The 21,703-nt window shown below is 64.9% G+C and carries 18 protein-coding genes and 2 tRNA genes; 11 read left to right on the forward strand and 9 right to left on the reverse strand.

The annotated features are described in order from the left end of the window. Window positions 1-63: 63 nt before the first annotated feature. On the reverse strand, window positions 64-756 hold the full coding sequence (locus tag ACFOSH_RS08720) for a FadR/GntR family transcriptional regulator (protein WP_378238214.1): 693 nt from the start codon (window positions 754-756) through the stop codon (window positions 64-66). A 74-nt stretch (window positions 757-830) separates the two neighbouring features. Here ACFOSH_RS08720 and ACFOSH_RS08725 point away from each other — a divergent pair, with 74 nt between their 5' ends. Together ACFOSH_RS08725 and ACFOSH_RS08730 are read left to right on the forward strand one after the other, a co-directional pair. Beyond that, the gene (locus ACFOSH_RS08725; protein WP_378238809.1) at window positions 831-1,469 is read left to right on the forward strand and encodes a GNAT family N-acetyltransferase; all 639 of its coding nucleotides are present in this window, start codon (window positions 831-833) and stop codon (window positions 1,467-1,469) included. 81 nt (window positions 1,470-1,550) lie between these two features. Beyond that, a complete protein-coding gene (locus ACFOSH_RS08730; RefSeq protein WP_378238216.1) occupies window positions 1,551-2,312 on the forward strand; it encodes a sulfite exporter TauE/SafE family protein in 762 nt (253 codons plus the stop codon). Window positions 2,313-2,380: 68 nt separating this feature from the next. Here the strand turns inward: ACFOSH_RS08730 and hisC are convergent, their stop codons facing one another. Next, window positions 2,381-3,436, reverse strand: coding sequence for a histidinol-phosphate transaminase (gene hisC / locus ACFOSH_RS08735; protein WP_378238217.1), 1,056 nt, complete (start codon window positions 3,434-3,436; stop codon window positions 2,381-2,383). 97 nt (window positions 3,437-3,533) lie between these two features. Between hisC and ACFOSH_RS08740 the strand changes: the two genes are divergently transcribed. The 8 genes from ACFOSH_RS08740 to ACFOSH_RS08775 all read left to right on the forward strand — a co-directional run bounded on the left by ACFOSH_RS08740 (window position 3,534) and on the right by ACFOSH_RS08775 (window position 10,534). Continuing rightward, window positions 3,534-4,166 (forward strand): dienelactone hydrolase family protein, encoded by a 633-nt coding sequence (locus ACFOSH_RS08740; RefSeq protein ID WP_378238219.1) that lies wholly within the window; start codon window positions 3,534-3,536, stop codon window positions 4,164-4,166. A gap of 47 nt (window positions 4,167-4,213) precedes the next feature. Then, complete coding sequence (locus ACFOSH_RS08745; protein WP_378238220.1) at window positions 4,214-4,693, forward strand: hypothetical protein; 480 nt, start codon at window positions 4,214-4,216, stop codon at window positions 4,691-4,693. Beyond that, entirely contained in the window at window positions 4,693-5,817 is a 1,125-nt protein-coding gene (locus tag ACFOSH_RS08750) for a PPE domain-containing protein (RefSeq protein WP_378238221.1), read from the forward strand. Before ACFOSH_RS08745 ends, ACFOSH_RS08750 begins: the two co-directional genes overlap by 1 nt. Further along, on the forward strand, window positions 5,817-6,578 hold the full coding sequence (locus tag ACFOSH_RS08755; RefSeq protein WP_378238222.1) for an ESX secretion-associated protein EspG: 762 nt from the start codon (window positions 5,817-5,819) through the stop codon (window positions 6,576-6,578). Before ACFOSH_RS08750 ends, ACFOSH_RS08755 begins: the two co-directional genes overlap by 1 nt. A 19-nt stretch (window positions 6,579-6,597) precedes the next feature. Beyond that, window positions 6,598-8,574 (forward strand): acetoacetate--CoA ligase, encoded by a 1,977-nt coding sequence (locus ACFOSH_RS08760; RefSeq protein ID WP_378238223.1) that lies wholly within the window; start codon window positions 6,598-6,600, stop codon window positions 8,572-8,574. Window positions 8,575-8,607: 33 nt separating this feature from the next. Then, window positions 8,608-10,263: a phosphatidylglycerol lysyltransferase domain-containing protein gene (locus tag ACFOSH_RS08765; protein WP_378238810.1), complete on the forward strand. Its 1,656-nt coding sequence runs from the start codon at window positions 8,608-8,610 to the stop codon at window positions 10,261-10,263. A 65-nt stretch (window positions 10,264-10,328) separates the two neighbouring features. Further along, a tRNA-Ser gene (locus tag ACFOSH_RS08770) sits at window positions 10,329-10,418 on the forward strand. A 42-nt stretch (window positions 10,419-10,460) separates the two neighbouring features. Beyond that, window positions 10,461-10,534, forward strand: a tRNA-Arg gene (locus tag ACFOSH_RS08775). A gap of 318 nt (window positions 10,535-10,852) precedes the next feature. Here the strand turns inward: ACFOSH_RS08775 and ACFOSH_RS08780 are convergent. From ACFOSH_RS08780 to ACFOSH_RS08805, 6 genes are all read right to left on the reverse strand, one after another. Then, the gene (locus ACFOSH_RS08780; protein ID WP_378238224.1) at window positions 10,853-11,458 is read right to left on the reverse strand and encodes a hypothetical protein; all 606 of its coding nucleotides are present in this window, start codon (window positions 11,456-11,458) and stop codon (window positions 10,853-10,855) included. 14 nt (window positions 11,459-11,472) lie between these two features. Then, complete coding sequence (locus ACFOSH_RS08785; protein ID WP_378238225.1) at window positions 11,473-12,111, reverse strand: very short patch repair endonuclease; 639 nt, start codon at window positions 12,109-12,111, stop codon at window positions 11,473-11,475. A gap of 101 nt (window positions 12,112-12,212) precedes the next feature. After that, window positions 12,213-13,529, reverse strand: coding sequence for a DNA cytosine methyltransferase (locus ACFOSH_RS08790; protein WP_378238226.1), 1,317 nt, complete (start codon window positions 13,527-13,529; stop codon window positions 12,213-12,215). A gap of 83 nt (window positions 13,530-13,612) precedes the next feature. Next, entirely contained in the window at window positions 13,613-16,468 is a 2,856-nt protein-coding gene (locus ACFOSH_RS08795; protein ID WP_378238227.1) for a Z1 domain-containing protein, read from the reverse strand. 2 nt (window positions 16,469-16,470) lie between these two features. Continuing rightward, window positions 16,471-17,466, reverse strand: a complete 996-nt coding sequence (locus ACFOSH_RS08800) for a PD-(D/E)XK motif protein (RefSeq protein WP_378238228.1) — start codon at window positions 17,464-17,466, stop codon at window positions 16,471-16,473. Then, window positions 17,463-18,977, reverse strand: coding sequence for an ATP-binding protein (locus tag ACFOSH_RS08805; protein WP_378238229.1), 1,515 nt, complete (start codon window positions 18,975-18,977; stop codon window positions 17,463-17,465). The genes ACFOSH_RS08800 and ACFOSH_RS08805 overlap by 4 nt, the downstream gene beginning before the upstream one ends. A 696-nt stretch (window positions 18,978-19,673) precedes the next feature. On the opposite strand from ACFOSH_RS08805, the gene ACFOSH_RS08815 reads away from it, so the two are divergent. Next, window positions 19,674-20,567 (forward strand): SWIM zinc finger family protein, encoded by an 894-nt coding sequence (locus ACFOSH_RS08815; protein ID WP_378238230.1) that lies wholly within the window; start codon window positions 19,674-19,676, stop codon window positions 20,565-20,567. Here the strand turns inward: ACFOSH_RS08815 and ACFOSH_RS08820 are convergent. Further along, complete coding sequence (locus ACFOSH_RS08820) at window positions 20,564-21,571, reverse strand: tetratricopeptide repeat protein (RefSeq protein ID WP_378238231.1); 1,008 nt, start codon at window positions 21,569-21,571, stop codon at window positions 20,564-20,566. The two genes, ACFOSH_RS08815 and ACFOSH_RS08820, sit on opposite strands and share 4 nt — an antisense overlap. Window positions 21,572-21,703 lie beyond the last annotated feature (132 nt).

Below are 21,703 nucleotides of genomic sequence, written 5' to 3' on the forward strand. Positions count from 1 at the left end.
AGAAGTTTCACAAACTTCTGAAAACAATACTCGCGCGGAGACGGCCTGACCGTCAAGGAAGCGTTAATCCCGTGCCGTGTAGTCGTGGACGTAGGTCTTGGCGTCGAGCAGATGCCGCCGGGTGATGTCCCGCGCGGCCGCCGCGTCCGAACGGCGGATCGCTTCGAGGATCGCGCGATGCTCGTCGACGGCCTTGCGGATCTGTCCCGGAAGCCGCAGCGCCGCCCGCCGCTCCTCGCCGACCAGGGAGAGCACCGAACGCAGCAGATCGGTGACGTCGTCGTTGCCGGCGTTGCCCGCGATCACCCGGTGGAATTCCGCGTCGGCCGCGATCACGCGCAGCATGTCGCCGTCGGCCGCGGCCCGGTCCATCTCGTCGACGGTGCCTTCCAGTCGCTCCAGCACCCTCGGCGTGTGATCGAGCGCGAGCCGCTCGGCCAGCGTCGGCTCGACGGTGGTCCGCAGGTCGAACAGCTTCTCGACCAGTTGCTCGTGCTCGGAGAACCAGCCCCGGAGCGGTTGTTCGTCGAGGTTCGCGCGCACATAGGTGCCCGAACCCGGCCGCACCTGCACGTAACCGATGGAATCCAGCACCCGCAACGCCTGCCGCAGCGAACCGCGGCTGATCCCGAGCTGTTCGCAGAGCGCCCGTTCGGCGGGCAGTCTCGATCCGGCGGCGAGCTTGCCCGAATCGATCATCGTGCGCAGATGATCGACGGTCGCACTCCACACCTGCTCGCGCTCGTCGTCGGCCACGGGCTCATCCTCGCAGGTTCTCCGGATCGCCCGGAAATGTCGGTGGAGGGTGTCATCATCTGACGATGACTGGGGTGGCAGGGCTGATCAAGGCATGGGTGCACGGCTGGGCGCTTTCCCGCGGCGTGGGAATCCCGGTGGCCGAGCCGGACGGTTACCGGCTCGATGTCGGGCGTCCGGGGCACCGCGTGAGATACGTACTGGCCGACGCCGGGTCGGTCGAGAGCCGGGCTCGCGCGCTGACAGAGCCCGGGACTTGGCTGAAGGTGAGCGCTTCGCGTGAAGAGGTGGCGAAAACCGTTCCGTCGAGCTGGGAGGTCGGCCCGCCGGAGTACCTGATGAGCGCTCCGGTCGCGGTGCGGCCCGTCATGGCCGCACCGGAGCCGTATCGGGCGGAACTGGTCGGCGACGGCGTGGTCACCGACGTGGTGGTGCGCGCGCCCGACGGCTCGCGCGCGGCCACCGGCCGGGTCGCGATAGCCGGCGGCACGGCGGTGATCGATCAGGTCGTGACGGAGCCCGAGCACCAGCGGCGAGGGCTCGGCCGGTTCGTCATGCGCAGGCTCGACGAGGTGGCTGTCGCCGCCGGGGCGGAGCGAGCGGTCCTGGTCGCGACGGAGGAGGGACGGGCGCTGTACCTGAAGCTCGGCTGGACGGTGGACGCGGAGATCACCGCGGCTCATCTGCCGGAGAGAGAACTGAACAAGACATAACGGGCCCGCTGAATGTTCGACTAGACACATCCAGAGCGCGAAAGGAGGTAACGGTGCTTAGGGTGCGCAAGTGAGCGCTTTATGACGTGGTGGCACGCGGTAGTGATCTTCGTCGCGGGGCTCTGGGCGGGCACCATCAACACGGTCGTCGGCTCGGGCACGCTGGTGACCTTTCCGGTCCTGGTCGCGCTCGGCTACTCGCCGCTGACGGCGACGACGTCCAACGCGATCGGCCTCGCGCCCGGCACGGTCAGCGGGGCCATCGGCTACCGCGAAGAGCTCAAGGGCTACTGGCCCCAGGTCGCCAAACTCGCGGTGGCGTCGTTCTTCGGCGCGATCTGCGGGACGATCCTGCTGCTCTCGCTGCCGAAGGACGCCTTCGAGACCATCGTGCCCGCGCTGGTCGGGCTCGCGGTGGTGCTCGTGATCGTCCAGCCGCGCGTGGCCGCCTGGGTCGCGAAACGCCGCGAGGAGAACGGAAAGGTCCACAAGATCGGGCCGCTCCTGATCTTCTTGATCTTCCTCATCGGCATCTACGGCGGATACTTCACGGCCGCGCAGGGCGTGATGATGGTGGCCGTCATGGGGATGCTGATGTCGGAGTCGCTGCAGCGGCTCAACGGCGTCAAGAACGCGCTTTCGGCCGTCGTGAACATCGTCGCCGGCACGATCTACGCCTTCATCGCGCCGGTCAGCTGGCCCGTGGTCGGCCTGCTCGCGGTCGGATCGGTGATCGGTGGCCAGCTCGGCGCGAAGATCGGCCGCAAGCTCTCGCCGAAGGTGCTGCGCGGCGTGATCGTCGTGGTCGGCGTCGCCGCGATGGTGCAACTGCTCCTCAAATAGCAACTGCTCCTCAAAGAGAAAACGGCCCGTACTCCGTAACCGAAGTGCGGGCCGCCTCGAAGAGCTTGTCAGCGCGGGAAATCCCCGGCCGCTTCGAGGAAGAGGTCGTTCTCCTCGGGCGTCCCGATGGTCACTCGCGCGCCTTCGCCCGCGAACGGCCGCACGATCAGCTTCCGCTCCAGCGCGTGCTCCGCGAACTCCGTCGTCCGCTCGCCCAACGGCAGCCAGACGAAGTTCGCCTGCGTCTCCGGAACCTCGTAACCCTTGGTCACCAGGGCATCCCGCACGCGGGTCCGCTCCGAGATGATCTCCTTGCAGCGTTCCAGCAGTTCGTCGGCCGCGTCGAGGGAGGCGATGGCCGCCGCCTGGGCGATCATGTTCACCGAGAACGCGACGTAGACCTGCTTCAGCGCGACGGTGATCGCTTCCGGCGCCACCGCGTAACCCACGCGGAGACCGGCGAGGCCGTACGCCTTCGAGAACGTCCGCAGGACAGCGACGTTGTCCCTGCCGCGCGCCAGTTCGACGCCGTCCGGCACTTCGGCGTCGGTCACGAACTCCTTGTACGCCTCGTCGAGCACGACGAGCACACCCGTGGGCACAGCGTCGAGGAAGCGCTCCAGTTCCGCGCGCCGCAGGACCGTCCCGGTCGGGTTGTTGGGGTTGCACACGAAGACCAGCCGCGTCTTCGGCGTGATGGCGGCGAGCATCGCGTCGAGATCCAGCCCGTGCCCGGCCGTGAGCGGCACCTTCACGCTCACGGCGTTCGCCACCTGCGTGACGATCGGGTACGCCTCGAACGAACGCCAGGGGAAGATGACCTCGTCACCCGGGCCGCACAGGGCCTGGATCATTTGCTGGCAAAGGGAAACCGAACCGCAGCCGACGGCGATCCGCTCGACCGGCTCGGCCAGTTCACGGGCCAGCCGCTCGACGAGCGCGGACGCCGTGATGTCCGGGTATCGGTTGATGCCCTGTGCGGTCTCGGCTATGGCCTGCGCCACACTCGGCAGCGGTCCACCGGGGACCTCGTTGCTCGCCAGCTTGATCGCACCCTGGATTGTCCGGCCAGGGACGTACTTCGGCAACGATTCGAGATCCGCACGCGGCGAAACAGGGGACATCTTCGGCGCTCCTACGTCTGGGGGACGGCTCCGACACCGTATCCTCCCGCGCCACGGCAAGCTCCGAATATTTACCTAAGAGTGGTCTGATGGAGGAATGACCCTGACGACCACCGTGGAACACCAGCGCGCCGACGGCCACACGCTGCGCTTGACCTTCGCCGAACCGGATGGCGTCGTCCGTGGCGGGCTCGTCGTGTTGCACGAGGAGGCCGAAGAGGTCGAAGAGGGTTTGGGGCTGCTTCTGGCCGGTCTCGCCGGTGAAGGCTGGCTCACCGTCACCCCGCACCTCGATCGGGACAACCTCACGCAGCAGGATCTCCTCGAAGCCACCGACGCGACGCTCGCCTGGCTCGCCGACCGCGGTGTCCAGGCGGATCTCGTCGGTGTCGTCGGTTTCGATCTCGGCGGGACGGCCGCGCTGGTGGTGGCGTCGAACCGCAGGCTGGGCGCGGCGGTCAGCGTCGGCGGGCAGGGTGTCACCGGGCTGCCGGTCCTCGTCGAGATCGCGGGACGGCTCACCAGCCCGTGGCTCGGCATGTACGGCGACGCGGGCGACGAAGCCGGAGGCGCCGAGGTCGAACAGCTGCGTGACGCGGCGGCCACGGCGAACGTCGCGACGAACGTCGTCCACTACCCGGGCGCCAACCACCGCTTCGACGCCGACCCGGCCGCCGCCGCCGAGGCCTGGCAGCGCACGTTGAATTGGTTCGACGCCCACCTGCGCTGACTCCATCCGCGCTAACATCTCCCTTGAATGTGACAGGGGAGGGTCGAATGGCACAGTCACCCAAGGTACCCGCGACGCCACAAGCCGCGTTCGGTGCTTCGGCGCCGGCCTTGGCTCCGGTGGCGGGCAAGATCCGGGACGCCAAGACCGATGCCAAGAAGGGGACCGTCAAGGTCACCGAGGACGCCGCCAAGAAGCTCGTCGACGCGCTGCTGAAAGCGCGTCACGAGCTGAACGCGCTGATCAAGGACTCGACGGAGTTCAAGGCGCCCTTGAAACTGGGCGACAACTTCGTCGGGCACACGATGAGCGAACGCTTCCAGGGCGCCGCGACCGAGGGGACCGAAGCCGCCGTGCCCGTCCTCAAGGACTTCGCCGTGGTGCTCAAGGACTTCCAGCTCACCGTGATGGCGGCGCGGAAGATGTACGTCGCCGCGGACGAGGCGGGCCAGGAACAGCTCGAGCAGGTCGCCCGCCGGTTCGACATGCAGGACATCGTCGAACACGAGCGGAAGGACGAGCACTGATGCGCATCCTGCCCGCGCCGTGGCCGCCGCCGGAGCCCGAGCCGCGCCCCGGCCCCGAGAACCTCGTCGCCGACATCGACTGGATGAGTTACTCGCATCGCGAGCTCTACGAGATGGTCCACAACGACCTGGACCTCGCGAGCGCCGAAGCCGTCGCCGCGCACTGGGCGAAGATCAGCGCGTTCCTCGACAGGGTCGGCACCGAGCTCCGGGCGGCCATCGTCGCCACCGCCGACGGCTGGACGGGCGAGGGCGCGGACAGGGCCCGTGACGCCGCGATCAAGCTCGTCGAGTGGGCGGGCGAGACGGGCTGGCGCGCGGAGAACGTCGCGAACTGCGTGCGCCGCCAGACGGACATCGCCGAAACCGCGCGGCGCACGATGCCCGAGCCGCCGGGATCCGCGCCGCGGCCCAAGGCGCCGGAGCGCCCGGGACGCCGTCCGATCCCGGTCTCCGATTCGACACAGGCCATGTCGGCCGCGTCGCCGTCGAAGTCCGGCTTCGCCGAGGCCGGGCGGATCGTCGCCGAACCCACCGACGAAAGCTCGCAGGACCTGCACCGGCAGGCCGCCGACGTGATGACGCGGATGCAGCGGAACTCCGGCGAGGTCTACGAGAACGTCCCGCGCTTCACCTCGTACGGCAAGCGGCCGCAACTGCTCAAGACACCCGAAGAACCGACTCCGGAACCGAAGCCGAGACCGGAACCGGTGCCGCCGCCGGACGACTCGACGCGCAGCAGCGGGACCGACGACGTCGCCCCGATCCAGGTGCGGGAGCCGATCGAGGCGCCGCGCGCGCCCGGCGCGAGCAGCGGCACTTTCGTCCCGCCGCCCGGTACTTCCGGCGGGACCCAGGAGCAGCTCGGACAGGGCAGCCGATCCGGTGTCGGCGGCTTCGGGCCGTCGGGCCAGCCCGGCCAAGTGGCCGGGACCCGGGCCGCGGCCGCGGGCATGGGCGGCTTCGGCGGGATGCCGATGGGGATGGGGGCTCCGCAAGGGCGGGAAGGCGAAGAAGACCGGCACAAGGCGCCGGACTACCTCGTCGAGGACGGCGATGTCTGGGGCCTCAGCGGGCAAGTGACCCCGCCGGTCATCGGCGAAGACCCGAGGGGTGGCCGCTGATGGACTGGATCCGGTTGCACGTCGGCGAGCTGTTCCTGCTCTGGTCGGCGCACGGACGCGACGAACTGCCCGCGGTGCTGGAGGTTCCGCACGTCGGGCGGACACCGGAGTTCCGCGCGGAACTGGTGGCCACGGCGAGCGGGACGCTGTCGGACCGAGGCCTCGGGACGGTCGAGGCGCCCGCGCCCGAACTGCTGCGGCTGCTGCACACCCTCGCGAACAGCGAGCTGACGCTGGACCTGCGGCTCGACGGCGATCCGTCGTACCGGGCCGTCGGCTGCGTGTCCGATCGCGGCGCGGTCGCGATCGGTGTCTCGGGTACCGACGTCGAGCTGTCGGCGCTGCGAGAACCGCTCGTCGCCGCGACCCTGCTGCAGGCGTTGCCGCCGTGCGAGCAGGGCCGGGGCCTCTCGGTCAACCTGCGCGTGGACGACTACACGGCCGCGTGCGAGGCGGGGGAGCGCGACGGGCAGCCGGCGTTTTCCGACGTCCTGCGCGACGCCGGGCTGCGCGAACCCGAGGTCATCGTGATGGTGCGGATCGCGACGCAGCGGATCGGCAGCGGACGGCTCGGCGCGACCAGGAAGTCGTGGGAGGGCCGCTGGGTGCGTGGAGAGGGCACGTTGACCTGGGTGGACACCCCCGACGGGCGCTATGGCCTCCGCCGCGAACGCGGATGGCTGACGATCACCCCGCTCGACGCGGGACGGCTCAAGACGATGGCGTACGAGCTGTTCACGGGGGCTCGCCAGTTCGGATGACGGGAGTTAGGTTCGCGGGGTGACGCACACCGCCGACGCCCCGGAAGTCCTCTGGCGCCCCGAGCCGAGCCGCCTGTCCGACACCAAGATCGCCGCGTTCCGCCAGTGGCTGCGCACCGAACGCGGGGTGGAAGTCGACGACTACGACGCGTTGTGGGAGTTCTCCGTGCGGCGGGGGCCGGAGTTCTGGACGGCCGTCGGCGACTTCCTCGGCCTGCGCTGGCACGACCGGCCCGGTGAGGTGCTCACCGGCGAGATGCCGGACGCCAGGTGGTTCGAGGGCGGCACGCTGAACTACGCCGAGCACTCGCTCATGCCCGGCGTCGCGGGCGCCGCGAAGGCCGACGACGAGATTGCAGTGCTCTTCCACCGCGAAGACGGCCTCTCGTCGCAACTGACCTTCGGTGCCTTGCGTTCCGCTGTCGCCTCCGCGCGGGAGGGCTTGCGGAAACTGGGAGTGTCCAAAGGGGACAGAGTCGTCGCGCTGGCGCCTAACTGTCCGCAGACGCTGATCGCCTTCCTCGCCACCGCGAGCCTCGGCGCGATCTGGTCGTCGTGCTCGCCGGACTTCGGTGTCCACGCGATCACCGACCGCTTCGTGCAGATCGAGCCGAAGGTGCTGATCGCGGTCAACGGCTACGTCTACAACGGACGGTGGTTCGACAGCCGGTCGACGGTGGACTCCTTGCGGGAGCAGATCTCCACGCTCGAAGCGACGGTGCTCATCGACTACGCCGGCGGCCGCCTCGACGGCACACTCGACTGGGACACGCTGCTCGCCGACAACGACGGCGCGGAACTGGCCTTCGAGCCCGTCGAATTCGGGCACCCGCTGTGGGTCCTGTACTCCTCGGGGACCACCGGCCTGCCGAAGGGCATCGTCCACGGGCACGGCGGCATCACCCTCGAACACCTCAAAGCCCTCGCGCTGCAAAACGATCTCGGCCCCGGCGACCGGTTCTTCTGGTTCACCACCACCGGTTGGATGATGTGGAACTTCCTCGTCTCCGGCCTGCTGACCGGAACCACGATCGTGCTCTACGACGGCAGCCCCGGCAGCCCGGACCTCACCGTGTTGTGGCACTTGGCCGAACAGCACCGCGTCACCTACTTCGGCACGTCGGCGCCGTACATCCAGAGCTGCCTGAAAGCCGGGATCAAACCGGCCGAGCGCTACGACCTCACCGCGTTGCGCGTCTTGGGATCCACCGGCGCGCCGCTGAGCGTCGAGGGATTTCGGTGGATCGTCGACGAGGTCGGCAAACGCGTCCAGATCTGTTCGGTGTCCGGCGGTACGGACCTGTGCGCCGGGTTGGTCGGGTCGGCTCCGGACGTCCCCGTCTGGCTGGGCGAGCTTTCGGTGCGCGCGCTCGGCGTCGCCGTCGCCGCTTTCGACGAAGCCGGGAAGCAGGTGGTGGAGACGGTCGGCGAGCTGGTGATCACCCAGCCGATGCCGTCGATGCCGGTGTTCTTCTGGAACGACCCGGACGGCTCGCGGCTGCGCGAGGCGTACTTCGAGATGTACCCCGGGATCTGGCGGCACGGCGACTGGATCCGGATCACCGGACGCGGCTCCGCGGTCATCTACGGGCGCAGCGATTCGACGTTGAACAGGGGCGGCGTCCGGATGGGCACGGCCGAGTTCTACCGGGTCGTCGAGGCGTTCGACCAGGTCGCGGACTCGCTCGTGATCGACACCTCGGAGGTGGGGAACGAGGACGGGCAGCTGCTGTGCTTCCTCGTGCTGGCCGAAGGCGCGTCGCTCGACGAGGTCGAACCCGCCCTGCGCAAGGAGCTGCGAAGGGCGCTCTCGCCGCGGCACGTGCCCGACAGGTTCGTCCAGGTGGGCGCGGTACCCCGGACGCTCAACGGGAAGAAATGCGAGGTTCCGGTCAAGAAGATCCTTTCGGGGGTTTCACCTGACCGCGCCGTCAGCCGGGATGCGTTGCTGAACCCCGAAGCCCTTGTACCGTTCGTGGAGCTGGCAAGGAGCTGAACGTAGGGGCGGGACTTGGCGGGCGCTTGGCGGGTGGCGGGTGCCACCTCGGTTGTGGTGATCACCTGGGTGACGCGGCTGGCCGGACTGCTGGCCCTGGTCTCGGTGCTGGTCCCGGCCGGGCGGCGCACCCTGCGCGGGCGCGTCGCCACCTGGCTGGAACTGCCGCACGAGGCCACGGTCGGCGCGGCGACGGTCGCGCTGGTGACCGGTGTCCTGCTGGTCCTGCTCGCCGCCGGCCTCAAACGGCGGAAGCGACGGGCGTGGCAGCTGGCGGTCGCCGCCGCGGCGCTGCTGACGGTGTCGCACCTCGGACTGCGGCACGTCCTCGGCCCCGGCCTGGTGTCGCTCGCGCTGCTGGTCGCCCTGATCGCGACGCGGCGGTCCTTCATCGCGCTCCCCGATCCGGTGACCGGCCGGTGGCGCGCGGTGCGGGTCTTCCTGCAGCTGACAGTGGCCGGGGTCGCGATCAACTTCGCGCTGCTGTCGGTCGCGCGGGCGGTGGAGCCCCTGGACTTCGGCGACCGGCTGGCGCAATCGGTGCTGGCGCTGGTCGGCGTCAGCGGTCCCGCGGTGTTCCACGCGCTGTGGCTGGAAGACCTTTCGGCGGCCGTCGGCGTGCTGTTCGGCATCGCCGCGGTACTGACAGCGGCGTACTTCCTGCTCCGCTCGGCCGAACCCGCGCCGGAACTGACCGACGACGAGGTCGAACGGCTCAGGGCGCTGCTGGACGAGCGGGACTCCCTGGGGTACTTCGCCCTGCGGCGGGACAAGTTCGTGGTCTTCTCGAAGTCGGGGAAGGCCGCGGTGACCTATCGCGTGATCGCCGGGGTCGCGCTGTGCTCGGCGGACCCGCTCGGTGACCCGGAAGCGTGGCCCGGCGCGATCGAGGAGTACCTGGACGTCTGCCGGCGGTACGCCTGGACCCCGGCGACCATGGGCTGCTCGGAACTGGGCGCGACCGTCTGGGCCCGCTTCGGCCTGGAGGTGCTGGAGATCGGCGACGAGGCCGTCGTCGACACCGAGACCTTCACCCTCGAAGGCCGCGTCATGCGCGGAGTCCGCCAAGCAGTCTCGCGCACGAAGCGCGCCGGCTACACAGTCCGCGTCCGCAAGGCCGAGGACCTGTCAGCAGGGGAACTCGACGAACTCCGTGCCCTCGCCGCCACCTGGCGCGGCACCGACACCGAACGCGGCTTCTCGATGGCCCTCGGCCGCATGGGCGACCCCGGCTCGGTCCTGGTGACCGCCGAACACGACGGCCGGGTGCGCGGAGTCCTCCAGTTCGTCCCCTGGGGCGAGAAGGACCTGTCCATGGACGTCATGCGCCGCGACCGGACCGCCGACAACGGCATCAACGAGCTGATGATCTCCGAACTCCTCCTGGCGACCCCCGCACGGCACGTCTCCCTGAACTTCGCCGCCTTCCGCGCCGTATTGGAGCAAGGGCAACGCATCGGCGCCGGCCCCGTCGCCCGCCTTTCCGCCCGGACACTGCGATTCTTCTCACGCTGGATCCAGATCGAGACCCTCTACCGCTTCAACGCGAAGTTCCGACCGCGGTGGGTCCCGCGCTATCTGGCCTACCCCGCGGCCCGCGACCTACCCCGAGTCGGCATCGCCGTCTTCGAAGCCGAAGGTCTCGGCGGACGCCCATCCGGCCTGCTCAGAGCCCTGCGGCGGATCTAAGGGGGGTCCCTTTCGCGGGGGTTCCCGGGGTGTGTAACCTATTTGAGCAGTGGTCGTTGGGCCTGGGAGGCTTCGCCTAGTCTGGTCTATGGCGCCGCACTGCTAATGCGGTTGGGGGTAACCCCCCCTCCCGGGTTCAAATCCCGGAGCCTCCGCTGGTGCCTGTTCCGGCAGGTGCTAGGTTGATAACTGAACAAGCGCCCGTAGCTCAGCTGGATAGAGCATCTGACTACGGATCAGAAGGTCAGGGGTTCGAATCCCTTCGGGCGCACGTCTGGTTGAGACAGCACTAAGGCCCTCCCGTTCGCGGGAGGGCCTTTTTGTCTGTCCAGTGTGGCCGGCTACCGGGATCGGCGTCGTGCGGCCGGAACAGTGACAAGCCTCACCTGGGCCGCCAACAGAGGGCGTTCGCTCAATCTCGGCTACGACCGGCTAGCCCGCTGTCTGGCTGCGGCGATTCTTGACGGCGGTACTGGTCTCGATGACGTCGAGCGACCAGGCGGCGTGTTCTTACAAGACTCGCGGGCAGAGCGGAGAGGCCTCATCCAGCGCGATCACGGTCCTACGCGCTCACCTGAACGTGGCCCCCTCACTTTCCAGGTGCGGCTTCCAGCCGGCGTCGCACGTAGGCTAAATTCAGCGAGCAATGCTCCGCGATCAACTCGTGTTGGCGCTTCTGTCCCTCTTCGATCATGGTGTCATCGGTAACGTAGACGACCACCAACGGCCTATTTGGTGCGGTAACGGCTTTGTTGACAGCGGCCCAAAGAAGGTCTCTGAAGTTGCGTGGTCTGCCCCAGCAGACGTAGCGCTCTTGTTTGCCATCGGTGACCACGCAATGCATTGGTTTCTCTCTGAGAGAGTTGGACCTGATCACCCACTCTTCACCTAGCAGCTCGGTTATGAACTCGTCGGCAGGTGAGAGTCTCTTTGTGGCGTATTCGGCGTACGAGCCGAAGTTCTCTAGTGCCCGAGCGTACTCTTTCAACGGCCCGTCCTTGAGCCATACGCGCATACCTTCTGCGGTATAGTAGTCCGCTAGCTCGCCCCCGATCGACTCGTCCTCTACCCAGCGGGTGTAGAAAACGGTTCGTTCGCGCGTCGAAATCCCCTCCCAGTCCAGTGATCCTATCTGTCGATAGAGCTCGCGGATGACAGCTTTCCTAATTTCTTTTGGAATTGCGATCGCAGGCATAGATCCCCCTCGGGCTAGGAGCTGACTTCAGAACGACGCAACGCTGTAACAATCCGGCTCGCCACTTCTTTTGGGTCTTCGTGCTCCCAGCATCGAATAACTGTCCACCCTTGATTGGAGAGTAGTTGGTTGGTTTCGCTATCGCGCCGCTTATTGTCGGCGATCTTCTTCTGCCAGAACTCTGAATTCTTCTTCGCGGGACGATGATGTTTCTCGCAACCGTGCCAGAAGCAGCCGTCGACGAAGATCGCTAGGCGCTCTTTGGTGAAGACGATGTCAGCGGTACGCCGCAGGCCGGGTAGTGGCCGTACGGATACCCGGTATCGGAATCCACGACCGTGAAGCTCGGAGCGCAGCTGAAGTTCTGGATTCGTGTCTCTTCCTCGATTCCCTCTCATCGAGGCTCGTGCCTCGCGAGAAGAGGCCCACGACTCACTCGGGAGCACCTCGTCCTGCACAAGCCCAAGAGAACGAGCCTTCGCCCAGCCTTCGGCGAGATTCGCTGAGCGATTTGGACGCTCTACCACGCCGAGCGATCGCGAAACAGTGCGGCCGCTATCCCGCCACCTGAGATGCGCGCGGATGGCTCCCGTCTTGGTCGACAACCTGAGCGAGACGGTTCCTAGAGCCATCTGCCCAGTCTCCAGCGGCACAGCTCGACGGTGTCGTCCGCCGGCTGCCTTGTCCTGCTCGGCGTCAAGCAGGGGTCGCGCACGGCCACGATTAGCCTTCCACGCGCGAGGGGGCGGTTCGGTCAAGACCGCTTCTGGACGTCGTCGAGTACTGTCGCGACGGCGTTCGCGAACACCTGGCCCAGCACTACCGGAACAGCGTTGCCGAGTTGCCGCATTTGTTCACCGCGGGGGCCGCGTAGCTCCCAATCGTCAGGGAAGGTCATGACACGGGCTGTTTCGCGAACAGTCATGTAACGGTGTCGGTACTCACGTGGCTTCCTTGTTCCCCTGACGGGAGAATCAGTCAACATCACGGATTCGCCACCTGGAACGCCGTGCACTCCTGCCTTTACGGTCTTCGCCGGGCGATCGAGGACGTTCGGTGTGTGGCCAGCGTAGATACGAGCGTCAGGCCAGCCGATGTGTTCCTTTGGCATATTTTCGTACTGCCTTCGATCGAGCTTACTCCACGGAACATCGGGGAGCGGATCAGAAAACTCGTCGCCGACCAAGGCGTCTCGGAGAGTTCGCCACGGCATCAAATCCGATGCCCCCTCCTCGAAGGGCAGTGTGGCCTGGGCGTCACTCATTACGTGCTCGACAACGTGCGATGGAATCTTCGCGCGACCCTTAACGCGATTGTGGCGTTCCCAGTATTCGCCAGAAGCCATCGTTTCGAGGAGTGCCAACTTAGAGTGGGTTGGCCTGGTAGCCCCTTTTAATAATTCGATATCGATGTCGAGATCGCCGCGGAACCCAACGATGATGACACGGTTTCGAATTTGCGGAACGCCGTAGTCGGCCGCGTTCACGGGGAATGTGAAGACCTGATATCGCTCTGCGGACTTAGCATGGCCGCGCTGTTCCTTATCGCGAAGGATGGCGTCATGTTGAAGCCAGGTCGCGTCAGGGTCTCGTTCCTCGAAAGGAAACATTAGTTCTCTGACGATGTAATCGAAGTAAGGCTTGAACGAGGGGCGCAGAAGGCCTCGAACGTTCTCGCATATAAAGGCTTTCGGCTTTATCTCGCGAATAGCTCGGAACATTTCGGGAAACATGTTCCGCTTGTCCTCATCACCCTTGGCGATTCCGCCGAGACTGAAGGGTTGGCATGGGGGACCGCCCGCTAGTAGGTCGACCGCACCTTCCAGGTAACCCATTTTGAGGTCGCGGATGTCGCCTCGGTACAAGGGCGCCGAATCGTTGAGCTCGGGGATGCGCTCATCTTCGCCTCGTGACTCGGCGCCGTTGGCTTCCAGGGTGTCGCACGCGTACTTGACGAACTCGTTAAGGAGTAACGGCCGAAAACCTGAGCGATGGACGGCCATCGCCAAGCCGCCGCCGCCCGCGAACAACTCCACCGACGTGCGTCCTGATGGATTGGGTTCAGCCGACATGGGGGGAGCTTACCGTGCCCTGACGCGTCAACGCCGCAAGGCGGACGTGGTGTCCGCCTCACGGCGTTGACGTGGGTGTTCGTTCAGGCGTCGACGATCGCATACAAAGGTTTCTCGGGAACAACCACCTGGTAGACCAAGGGGCGGTGATCAGCGGGAAGGGCGCCGTCCGGCAGCTGGAGCATGAGTGCCATCACCATCCGGGAGGGATAGCCGTCTGTGGTGATCTCACGGTTCAGCTCGTCCTTCTTCATCACCGGGTAGAGAATCGCGCAACCTGAGGTAGGCGTTCTCCGCGGGATTTGATCGATCGCTTCACGGTGCGCGCTTTCGGAGTTGCCGCGGATACTCTCGTCGGTACCCACGGTTCGGCCATGGACGGTGAACTCGGCCACGTCGCGGATGTTGACCCGCTTACCTGATTTTTGCTGTGGGAGCATGACATCCCATCGGTCGATTACCTTTTCGGTGAGACTCGAGATCCAGGCTAGGTCCGCAGTGAACTTGTCGGGAGTCGCCCACTCCAGGGCGCTCAACACGGACACCATTTCCTGGTGCGAAACCTCGCCGAGGAAGGCGTCGAAGGTTCGTTGCTTGCCTGATAGTGAGACCAAGTCCTTTGCGGCTTCAAGCAGCGGGACACAGGCGTCGATGTTTCGATCGAGAGCGCCTTGGTTGGTGAGCAGCGGGTACCCCGAACTTGGTTCCTTCGTGCGAGTGCGGCGCTCCACTAGTTTGGCGTTGTACATCTTGTTCGCAGCCGTGGGCCTGAGGCCGTGGCGTGCCACCAATGGTGGTATGTCGAACGGAGTGAACACCGGGCGTCCGTCCACCATGGTGGCGTACTGTCGCAGCTCGCTGCGGAAGTGCTCTTCGTCCCGGCAAGCTGCTTCGAACGCGTCTCGCACGCTTGGCGTGATGAAGAGGCGAACGAGGTCGCGGTAGCCTTTTCGGAAGCCGAACCATCGCCCCATCTGCATGAGTGCTTCGGCATGTCCGACTCTGCGCGAATAATATGTGACGGTGAGTCCCTCTACTGTGAATCCGCGAGCGAGTTTATTACCTCCAACAAGCACTCGCCACACTGACCTCTTATCGAAGTCTAGGTCTTCTTGCTCGATGTCCTTATCGCTGTTCACGACCAACACGGGGTTGCCATTCGGTGCGATCCGGCGCACGGCCTCGCCGATAAACTGCGCGAGTTCTTCGTATCTGACGGGCATCGCATATCCCATGTCGAGTGCTTCCGAAACTGGCGCGAAGTCACTGTCGAACAGTGCTTGAAGTCTACTGTTCGCACGTCCGCTCATGTAACCGGCCCCCCGCCATAGATCCTGGATGGCCTCAGCGCGTGACCGTTGACCGGCCTTTCGCATTGTTTCGTGCACTAGCATCGTGTGATGCTTGAATGGTTCTGACCCACAGGCCTCGCGGTAGAGCTTGATCGCCGCGGTGATGACGAACGAGTCAAGTGCTGCTTGGAGTTCGCTGTCGTCATCTTCTTTTTGGTCGAGTAGAAGTCGAAGGTGGGCCATCTCCTTCGAACTGCGGAAATCACGCTCGAGGTCTGGGTCTAGGTCAAGGTCGTGGAAGTCCTCGGCACCCATATAGCCCAGTGGGCGTTCCAGGGAGATGAGGTAGTCTTTAGGGAAGATATCCTTAGCGTCTGTAGGGTCGACGAAAACATTCGCAAAGGGAGTTGCTGTGTAGCCAATGTATTGGGCGCGCGGAAGTAGATCAAGCAAGGCGGACAGATGCTTGTTGATGGTCGTCCGTTCCTTCTTGTCTTCATTCCATTTCCTGGGATCCGTCGTATTGACGGAAGCCTGATCGGATTCATCATCGATGATCAGGGCGGGAATGTTTTCCAGGCGGTCCGCTGTATTCTTGAGATCTTTCACTAGATTATTGAGCACCGTGGCATTCTTCTTGACAATAATCAGTCGTGCGTCACTGATGAAAAGATTGTCTTGATGCCAGAGTGGCTTGGTTCGATCTCGTCGCTCGAACTCGAGAGCCGACCGGCCCTGTTGGAGACGTCGGTAGTCGAACTGACGATTGGTCATTCGATGTATATCTGGCCTGCCGATTTCTGAGGGCCAAGCACCGTGTCGGACGAAGCGGTCAGCGATCCAGTCCTCGTCGTCTAGGTAGTCGACAAACTGGGCGGCGTCCGGGTCACTCTCCTCCGTGCCGCGGAGGATATTTTCCCGGCCCACGAGTTCCATATCTAGTCGTCGCTGAGTCTGTTCACGCAGGATGTTGGTAGTTCCAGTCATCACGATGATGAGCCGGTACCCGGCATCGATGGATTTCGCGATCACGCCTGTGAAGTTCGCGGTCTTACCGCTCTGGACATAGCCAACGACCAACCCCTTTGTCTGCCCAACCTTCTCCCGAGACGGGTTGGTCAAACGTTCGACGACACGAGTGGTCGCGGTATCGAGGTTCGCGATGGCGTCAGCGTGCCAACTTCGCCGGGTGCGTAGATAGTCGATGTAATGGCCCCAATAGAAGTCTCGCGTCCGTTTGAGCTCGTCGGTGTACCAGGGATCCCAGGGACCTGCGATCACTGTCGTCCCGTCACCCTTGGCGAGGGGGAAGTGCCTGGCGATCTCGGCCGCTGTTTCGGGGCCGAGCTGGAGCGCCGTGATCACCCGCGAGCGACGTTCTTCGGTGTTTGGTTCGGTGTCCACGGTCCAGGGGTTGTCCTGAACGGGTGCATTATCCCATTTGGCGAGATTCAGATGGAGGTCGAGCCGAAGCTTGTCATCAGGACCGCTGGTTGCGAGATGCTCTCGCAGCCTTCTTTCCGATACGTCGAGTCCGGGATCGAGATCATCCGCTTCTACCTGTGCGCGCCGAACGAGGCCGCGTGGAGCGTTGTCTTCCATGGCACGCAAGGCGCTGGTGTATGCCTGGATGAGTAGGGTGATCATGTTCATCCTTCGAAGGCGCAGGAGAGTCGGATGATCTCCGGAGTCTCATGTGTATCGGCGAAGCCGTCGAGGTCGACTCGGTAGTGGATCTCGGTGATGCGATCCATGGCGACGCCGCGGTCGAGTAGATCCTCGAGTGTGAGCCTCGGAAAGGTGTCAGATACTCGATAGCCCCGGCTGGTCACTCGCCGGGTCCAGCGTGTGGTCAGGCGCTTTCGATAGTCATCTCGCCATCCGGCTTGCGAAAGGGCGTTGGCGAAGCGGTCCTGGTCGTAGCCCGGGTCGATCTGTGTCGAGACCGCCTCAACCAGGTCTGGCAGGCTGAGCCCCGCTCCCACGCCCGCCGTCGTGAGTTGATGCGATACGAGCCAGAGAGAGCGTCCTACCTTAGGCACAAGTTGGGTCAGTGATTCGATCCAGTGCGTCCGAGATTCAGAGGTAGTGGTTTTGACCTCGACATCGAAATCGGGAAGACCGAAGTCATGCTCCTCGTTCTGGCTTCCGCACCATGATTCGACCGCTGTGGAGGCCCCAAGTCGTTCGATGAGTCCGCCAAGGACCAGCAGCTCGCCGAACAGGCCGATCTCGCGTTCCCTGGGCAGGGAATCAGGAGTTCGCAATAAGGAAGACATCCGGTCGAGGGTCGCGTGCAGGGCTTGAACGGGCGACATGCCGCCGAGCTGGACCCGGTCGGCTATCGAGCACAAAACCGGGTAGGCGTCATGGAAGAGCTCAGGAGCTCGAACGACCACTTCAAAGTAGTATTTCCCGTCTCGGAGAGCGGTCCGGGCGAAGATGTTGCGCAGACCGGTGTCTGGCGCGTCGTCATTAGCCGAGACCTCGATCCGCAGCCCCAGCTCTCGCGCGCGTGGCTCGATGAAAACGAATGTCTCCGGCTCGCCCCCGACCGGAAGTGTCACAGGAACTCCGCCGCCGAGTAGCTGGTCGAAGCCTTCGGCGGAGACGTGACGTTTGTCGATCGTCGAGCTCGTCGTCATTGGCGCTCGGCTCGAGCCGCTGCTGTTAGGATCGTTTGCCACAGAGCGATGTTGTCCTTGTCTTTTGGTCCGAGGTGGCTGCCCTCGAACACGTTGGAAACCACCAGATACAGAAGAGATTTGAGCAAGGGTAAATCGTTCAGGCCGCCGTGTTTGCCGCCAAGTAGCATCTTGCGGTACCGCTTGTTAAGCCATAATGTGCGTTGCTCGCGATCGACGCGAAAGAAGAGCTCGTCGGTGAACATCTCCCAGCGGATATCGATGGGGTCTTCGCCGGCTTTTTGAGGTATCTCTCTTTTGATTAAGTCGCGGACGCGTGGTGGCAGGCCCGCGCCGGGGTGGGCCATCGCCGTTCGCTTGGTCGAACGCTTCCGTGACTCTGTGTGCACAGCCTCGGCTAGGTCGAAGTACTCGTCGAGACTGAGCCCGTCGACTGATCTGGCGGAAGCCGCTAGTCGTGCGAACTCGGGCCCTACATTCACTCGCGACTTCTCTGGGTTCATCCTGAACAGGCCCGCCACGTCGTTATCGAGATCTACCTCGACGCGCGCCAAGCGGAGTTTCGGGTTGGGTGCGTGAACTCCTTCCCATCCTCCGGCTTGCAGGAGTCGGTCGCGCCTGTAGAAGTACAGGCCCTGATGATTGACTGGGTTGCCCGTCAACTGGAAGGATGGATTTCCAGATTGACCAGGCCATAGATGGCATCGAAAGTTGAGCTTTAGTCCATTTTCCTCGGCTGTCAGGATCTTTGGGAATCCTGGACGGCCAGGAAAAGCGTATCCAAATGGGTTGAGTGGTGTGACAGGGATTGGCGGTCCGATAAATCCAGTGTCTACTTCGTAGACATCAAATTCGACGTTTAGTCGATCTTGTTCTATAAATCTATGGAATATCATTCCAATATGCTGACAAGTATTAGTTATCGCGTGGTCGATGAACTCGTCGACCCGGCGAGGATCATTTGTGGCTGGGAAGGCGACAATGTCGTCCCAGCGAACCACCGTACCGCTACCATCGAGCTGAATTCGCCAGTTCCGTTCCAGCTCGGATTTGGTGAAATCGCTGGGAACCACATCGCAGGCGAAACTGCGCTGCTCGCTGCCTTCTAGTCGCCAGCGTCTGCCTGTCGCCTCATGTCCGGATGCTTTCGACATCACGGTCAAGCACCTGGCTTGGCTGAACGACGCGGCTTTGAGGCCTAATCCGAAATGGCCGAGATCGCCCTCTTCGTACTTCCGCCTGCCGCCCACGGTCATCGCGGAATCGATTGTGTCAGGGGGCATCCCTCGACCGTTGTCCACGACATAGAGGGAGGTCAAGCGCTCGTCGAGCTTCACGAGTCGAATGAGGACCTGCGTCGCACCCGCGTCGATCGAGTTGTCGACCAAGTCGGCGAGAGCCGTTGGTAGGGAGTGATTACGTCCGATGCTGTCCAGCGCTCTTGGGTCGGGTGGGAGTTCGATACTTCCGCTAGTCGGTACGGTACGGCTCCACTCGACCACGAGCTCCACCCCTCCTCTTATCGGTTGCGTGGCCTGATGGTCTGTTGACCACGCTGTACTCCGATATCCCCGATGATGAGCTACCCGTTACTGGACGTTACCAAGATGAGTTGAACTTGGGTAGTGGTACGGATGGGAACACGCGTCGTCCACCGCTGGCTTCTCGGAGCCATCGCCAGGGCGAGACGTTGAGGTGCGGATCCCCAAGTCGTCGTGCTTGTTGAGACCTTCATGTCATATCAACGAGCGATGCCAAACTCACAGGTCGGGAAAAGTGCCGCGGACAACAGCGATAAGGCGTTTCGCAGCTTCGCGGTCGAACTGCAATGTTTGGCTTACCTTCTTCTCCGATTGTCTGTCGTCGGATCCGTAGGTGCTCAGCTGGAGCAGGCTCCCGGTCGGCGTGGCAACAGTTCTATAGCCGCACTCCACTTCTGTGGGGTGCGGTTTCGAGTCCCTTGCCACCTTGAAGAAGTCTGTTACTCGCGCCATCCACCCACTGTGCCACAACTCAGAACGCCTAAGCGGGATTAAGACTTGGCCAAAGCTGATAGCTCGGTGCGGGTACGATCGGGTTCTGAATCGTTCGTGAAGACGTCGTCGCGTTCCTCGCCTCCGACGACGCCCGCTGGGTGACGGGGCAGGTCCTCGACGCGAGCGGCGGGTTGTGCCTCGGTCCTCCGGCCCAAGGGGTTCAATAGGGCGGTGACGTGGTTCAGCGAGGACGAACTCCGCAGGCAGGCCGGTGACGTCTCCTTCGCGCGCGGGGCCAAGTACCTGGAGTCGGTCGAGGCGCTGGACGACGTCGCGGGCGGGGTCGCGGCGGTGGTCAGCGGCACAGACCGGTACACGGTCCGCTTGCGCGACGTCGGCGGCGAGCTCGTGGGCGAGTGCTCCTGCCCGCACGCGGCGGACGGCTTCTTCTGCAAGCACTGCGTCGCCGTCGGGCTGCTGGTCCTCGAAGGCGTGGCGGACGGCGGCGCGGCCGACATCCGCGGGTACGTCGAGACCCTGGAGCGCGCCGAGCTGGTCGAGCTGCTCGTCGGGCACGCGAACGAGGACCCCGTCCTGTTCCGCAAGCTCTCCCTCAAGGCGGGCCGCGAGGACCTCGACGCGTTGCGGCGGCATGTCGAGGGAACGTTGCGGTTGCGCGGTTTCGTCGGGTTCCAGGGCACGCTCGCGTACACGGCGAAGGTCCGCGAAGTGCTCGCCACGGCCAAGGAAGTCATGGACGGGCCGCTGCTGTGCCGCGTCGTCGAACTCGTCACCGAGGCGCTGGACTTCGTCGAGGACTCGTTCGGCGCGCTCGGCGAAGAGGTCAGGAACGCGCTCGCGTTGTACGCCGAGGCCTGCGCGGACTCGCCGCCGGAGCCCAAGGAGCTCGCGGAGTGGTTGCTGCGCCTGGATCTCGACGGATCCGGCCGCGTGGACGTGAGCATCGCGGACTTCACCGCCGGGCTCGGCTTCGAGGGGCTCGCGGTGTTCCGCGCCGGCGTCGAGGAGCGGTGGCGGCTCGACGACGGCGAGGACCCGTACCGCAGCCGCAAACTCCAGCGGCTGCGCGAGGGATTCGCGGCGACGCGGAACTGGCGCGCCTAGAGTCCCCGCCGGTGCCGGACGCCCGAATTGCGGTACAGCTCCTCCAGATCCCGTTGCCCCGCCTGATCGCCGGTGTCGGCGGCCGCGCGGAACCAGTGCTCGGCCTCTTGGAAGTTCCCGTGGTCGGCGGCGAGCCTGCCCAGGTTGGTGTACGCCGGGACGCTGCCGAGTTCCGCGGCCTTCCGGTACCAGGCGGTGGCCTCGCCGGGGTCGTTCCGGTCGTTGGCGAGCACGCCGAGGTTCGTCATCGCCGCGGCGTCGCCCCGTTTCGCGGCCTTGAGGTACCAGCGTTCGGCCTCCTCGAGCTCGCCGCGCCGGTGCAGCACCAGACCGAGGCGGACGGACGCCTCGGGGGCGCCGGCGGCCGCGGCCGCGTGGAAGCAGCTTTCGGCGCGCGCGAGGTCGTCCCGGCGCTCGGCTTTGAGACCGAGTTTGACCAGCGCCGTCGCGTCGGCCTCTTCACCTGCCTTACGCCACCACGGTTCCGCTTCGGCCGCCCGCCCGGTGTCGCACAGCAGCGCGCCGAGCGTGATCATCCCGTCGACGTCACCCGCCTCCGCGGCCTCGCCCGCCCAGCGCTCGGCCTCCTGAAGCTCGCCGCGCCGGTGCAGCGCCCGGCCGAGTTCCGCCATCGCCTCGACCCGGCCCTCTTCGGCGGCCCGCCGCCACCAGTCCTCGGCGGCGTCCGGATCATCCCGTCGCGCGCAGAGATTCCCCAGATGTGCCATGGCATGCGAATCACCGGCCATCGCCGCCTCGCGGTACCAGCGTTCGGCCTGTTCGGGTACGCCGCGTTCGCGCAGGAGGTGCGCCAGGTTGCCCATCGCGACCCTGTCCCCGCCCTCGGCGGCCTTCCGGAACCACGCCTCGGCCTCGTCGAGGTCACCCCGCTCCAGCGCGGTGGATCCCATACGTGCCATGGCGATCACGTGACCGCGCTCCGCGGCCTTCCGGTTCAGATAGTCGTCGACCCGGGTGTTCCATTTACGTTTTTCGGCGCCCACAAGCCCGCTCCTTCCGGCAGCGTCCCTGGGGTAGTCGCTGATCAGAGCGCCGATGTGACAACAACTACCTGCTGTCATCGTCGTGTCGCTCCCGGTTTCGTCACGCGGCGCGGCGATACTGAAGCACTCCCC

This window comes from Amycolatopsis speibonae (assembly GCF_042647925.1).
GTDB classification, from domain to species: Bacteria; Actinomycetota; Actinomycetes; order Mycobacteriales; family Pseudonocardiaceae; genus Amycolatopsis; species Amycolatopsis speibonae.

What these genes read in the sequence shown, in the direction of transcription:
- ACFOSH_RS08750 (WP_378238221.1), top strand. Translation starts at nt 4,693, where the DNA reads ATGCGCATCCTGCCCGCGCCGTGGCCGCCGCCGGAGCCCGAGCCGCGC.
- ACFOSH_RS08790 (WP_378238226.1), bottom strand. Translation starts at nt 13,529, where the DNA reads ATGTCGGCTGAACCCAATCCATCAGGACGCACGTCGGTGGAGTTGTTC.
- ACFOSH_RS08800 (WP_378238228.1), bottom strand. Translation starts at nt 17,466, where the DNA reads ATGACGACGAGCTCGACGATCGACAAACGTCACGTCTCCGCCGAAGGC.
- ACFOSH_RS08780 (WP_378238224.1), bottom strand. Translation starts at nt 11,458, where the DNA reads ATGCCTGCGATCGCAATTCCAAAAGAAATTAGGAAAGCTGTCATCCGC.
- hisC (WP_378238217.1), bottom strand. Translation starts at nt 3,436, where the DNA reads ATGTCCCCTGTTTCGCCGCGTGCGGATCTCGAATCGTTGCCGAAGTAC.
- ACFOSH_RS08740 (WP_378238219.1), top strand. Translation starts at nt 3,534, where the DNA reads ATGACCCTGACGACCACCGTGGAACACCAGCGCGCCGACGGCCACACG.
- ACFOSH_RS08730 (WP_378238216.1), top strand. Translation starts at nt 1,551, where the DNA reads ATGACGTGGTGGCACGCGGTAGTGATCTTCGTCGCGGGGCTCTGGGCG.
- ACFOSH_RS08795 (WP_378238227.1), bottom strand. Translation starts at nt 16,468, where the DNA reads ATGATCACCCTACTCATCCAGGCATACACCAGCGCCTTGCGTGCCATG.
- ACFOSH_RS08755 (WP_378238222.1), top strand. Translation starts at nt 5,817, where the DNA reads ATGGACTGGATCCGGTTGCACGTCGGCGAGCTGTTCCTGCTCTGGTCG.
- ACFOSH_RS08745 (WP_378238220.1), top strand. Translation starts at nt 4,214, where the DNA reads ATGGCACAGTCACCCAAGGTACCCGCGACGCCACAAGCCGCGTTCGGT.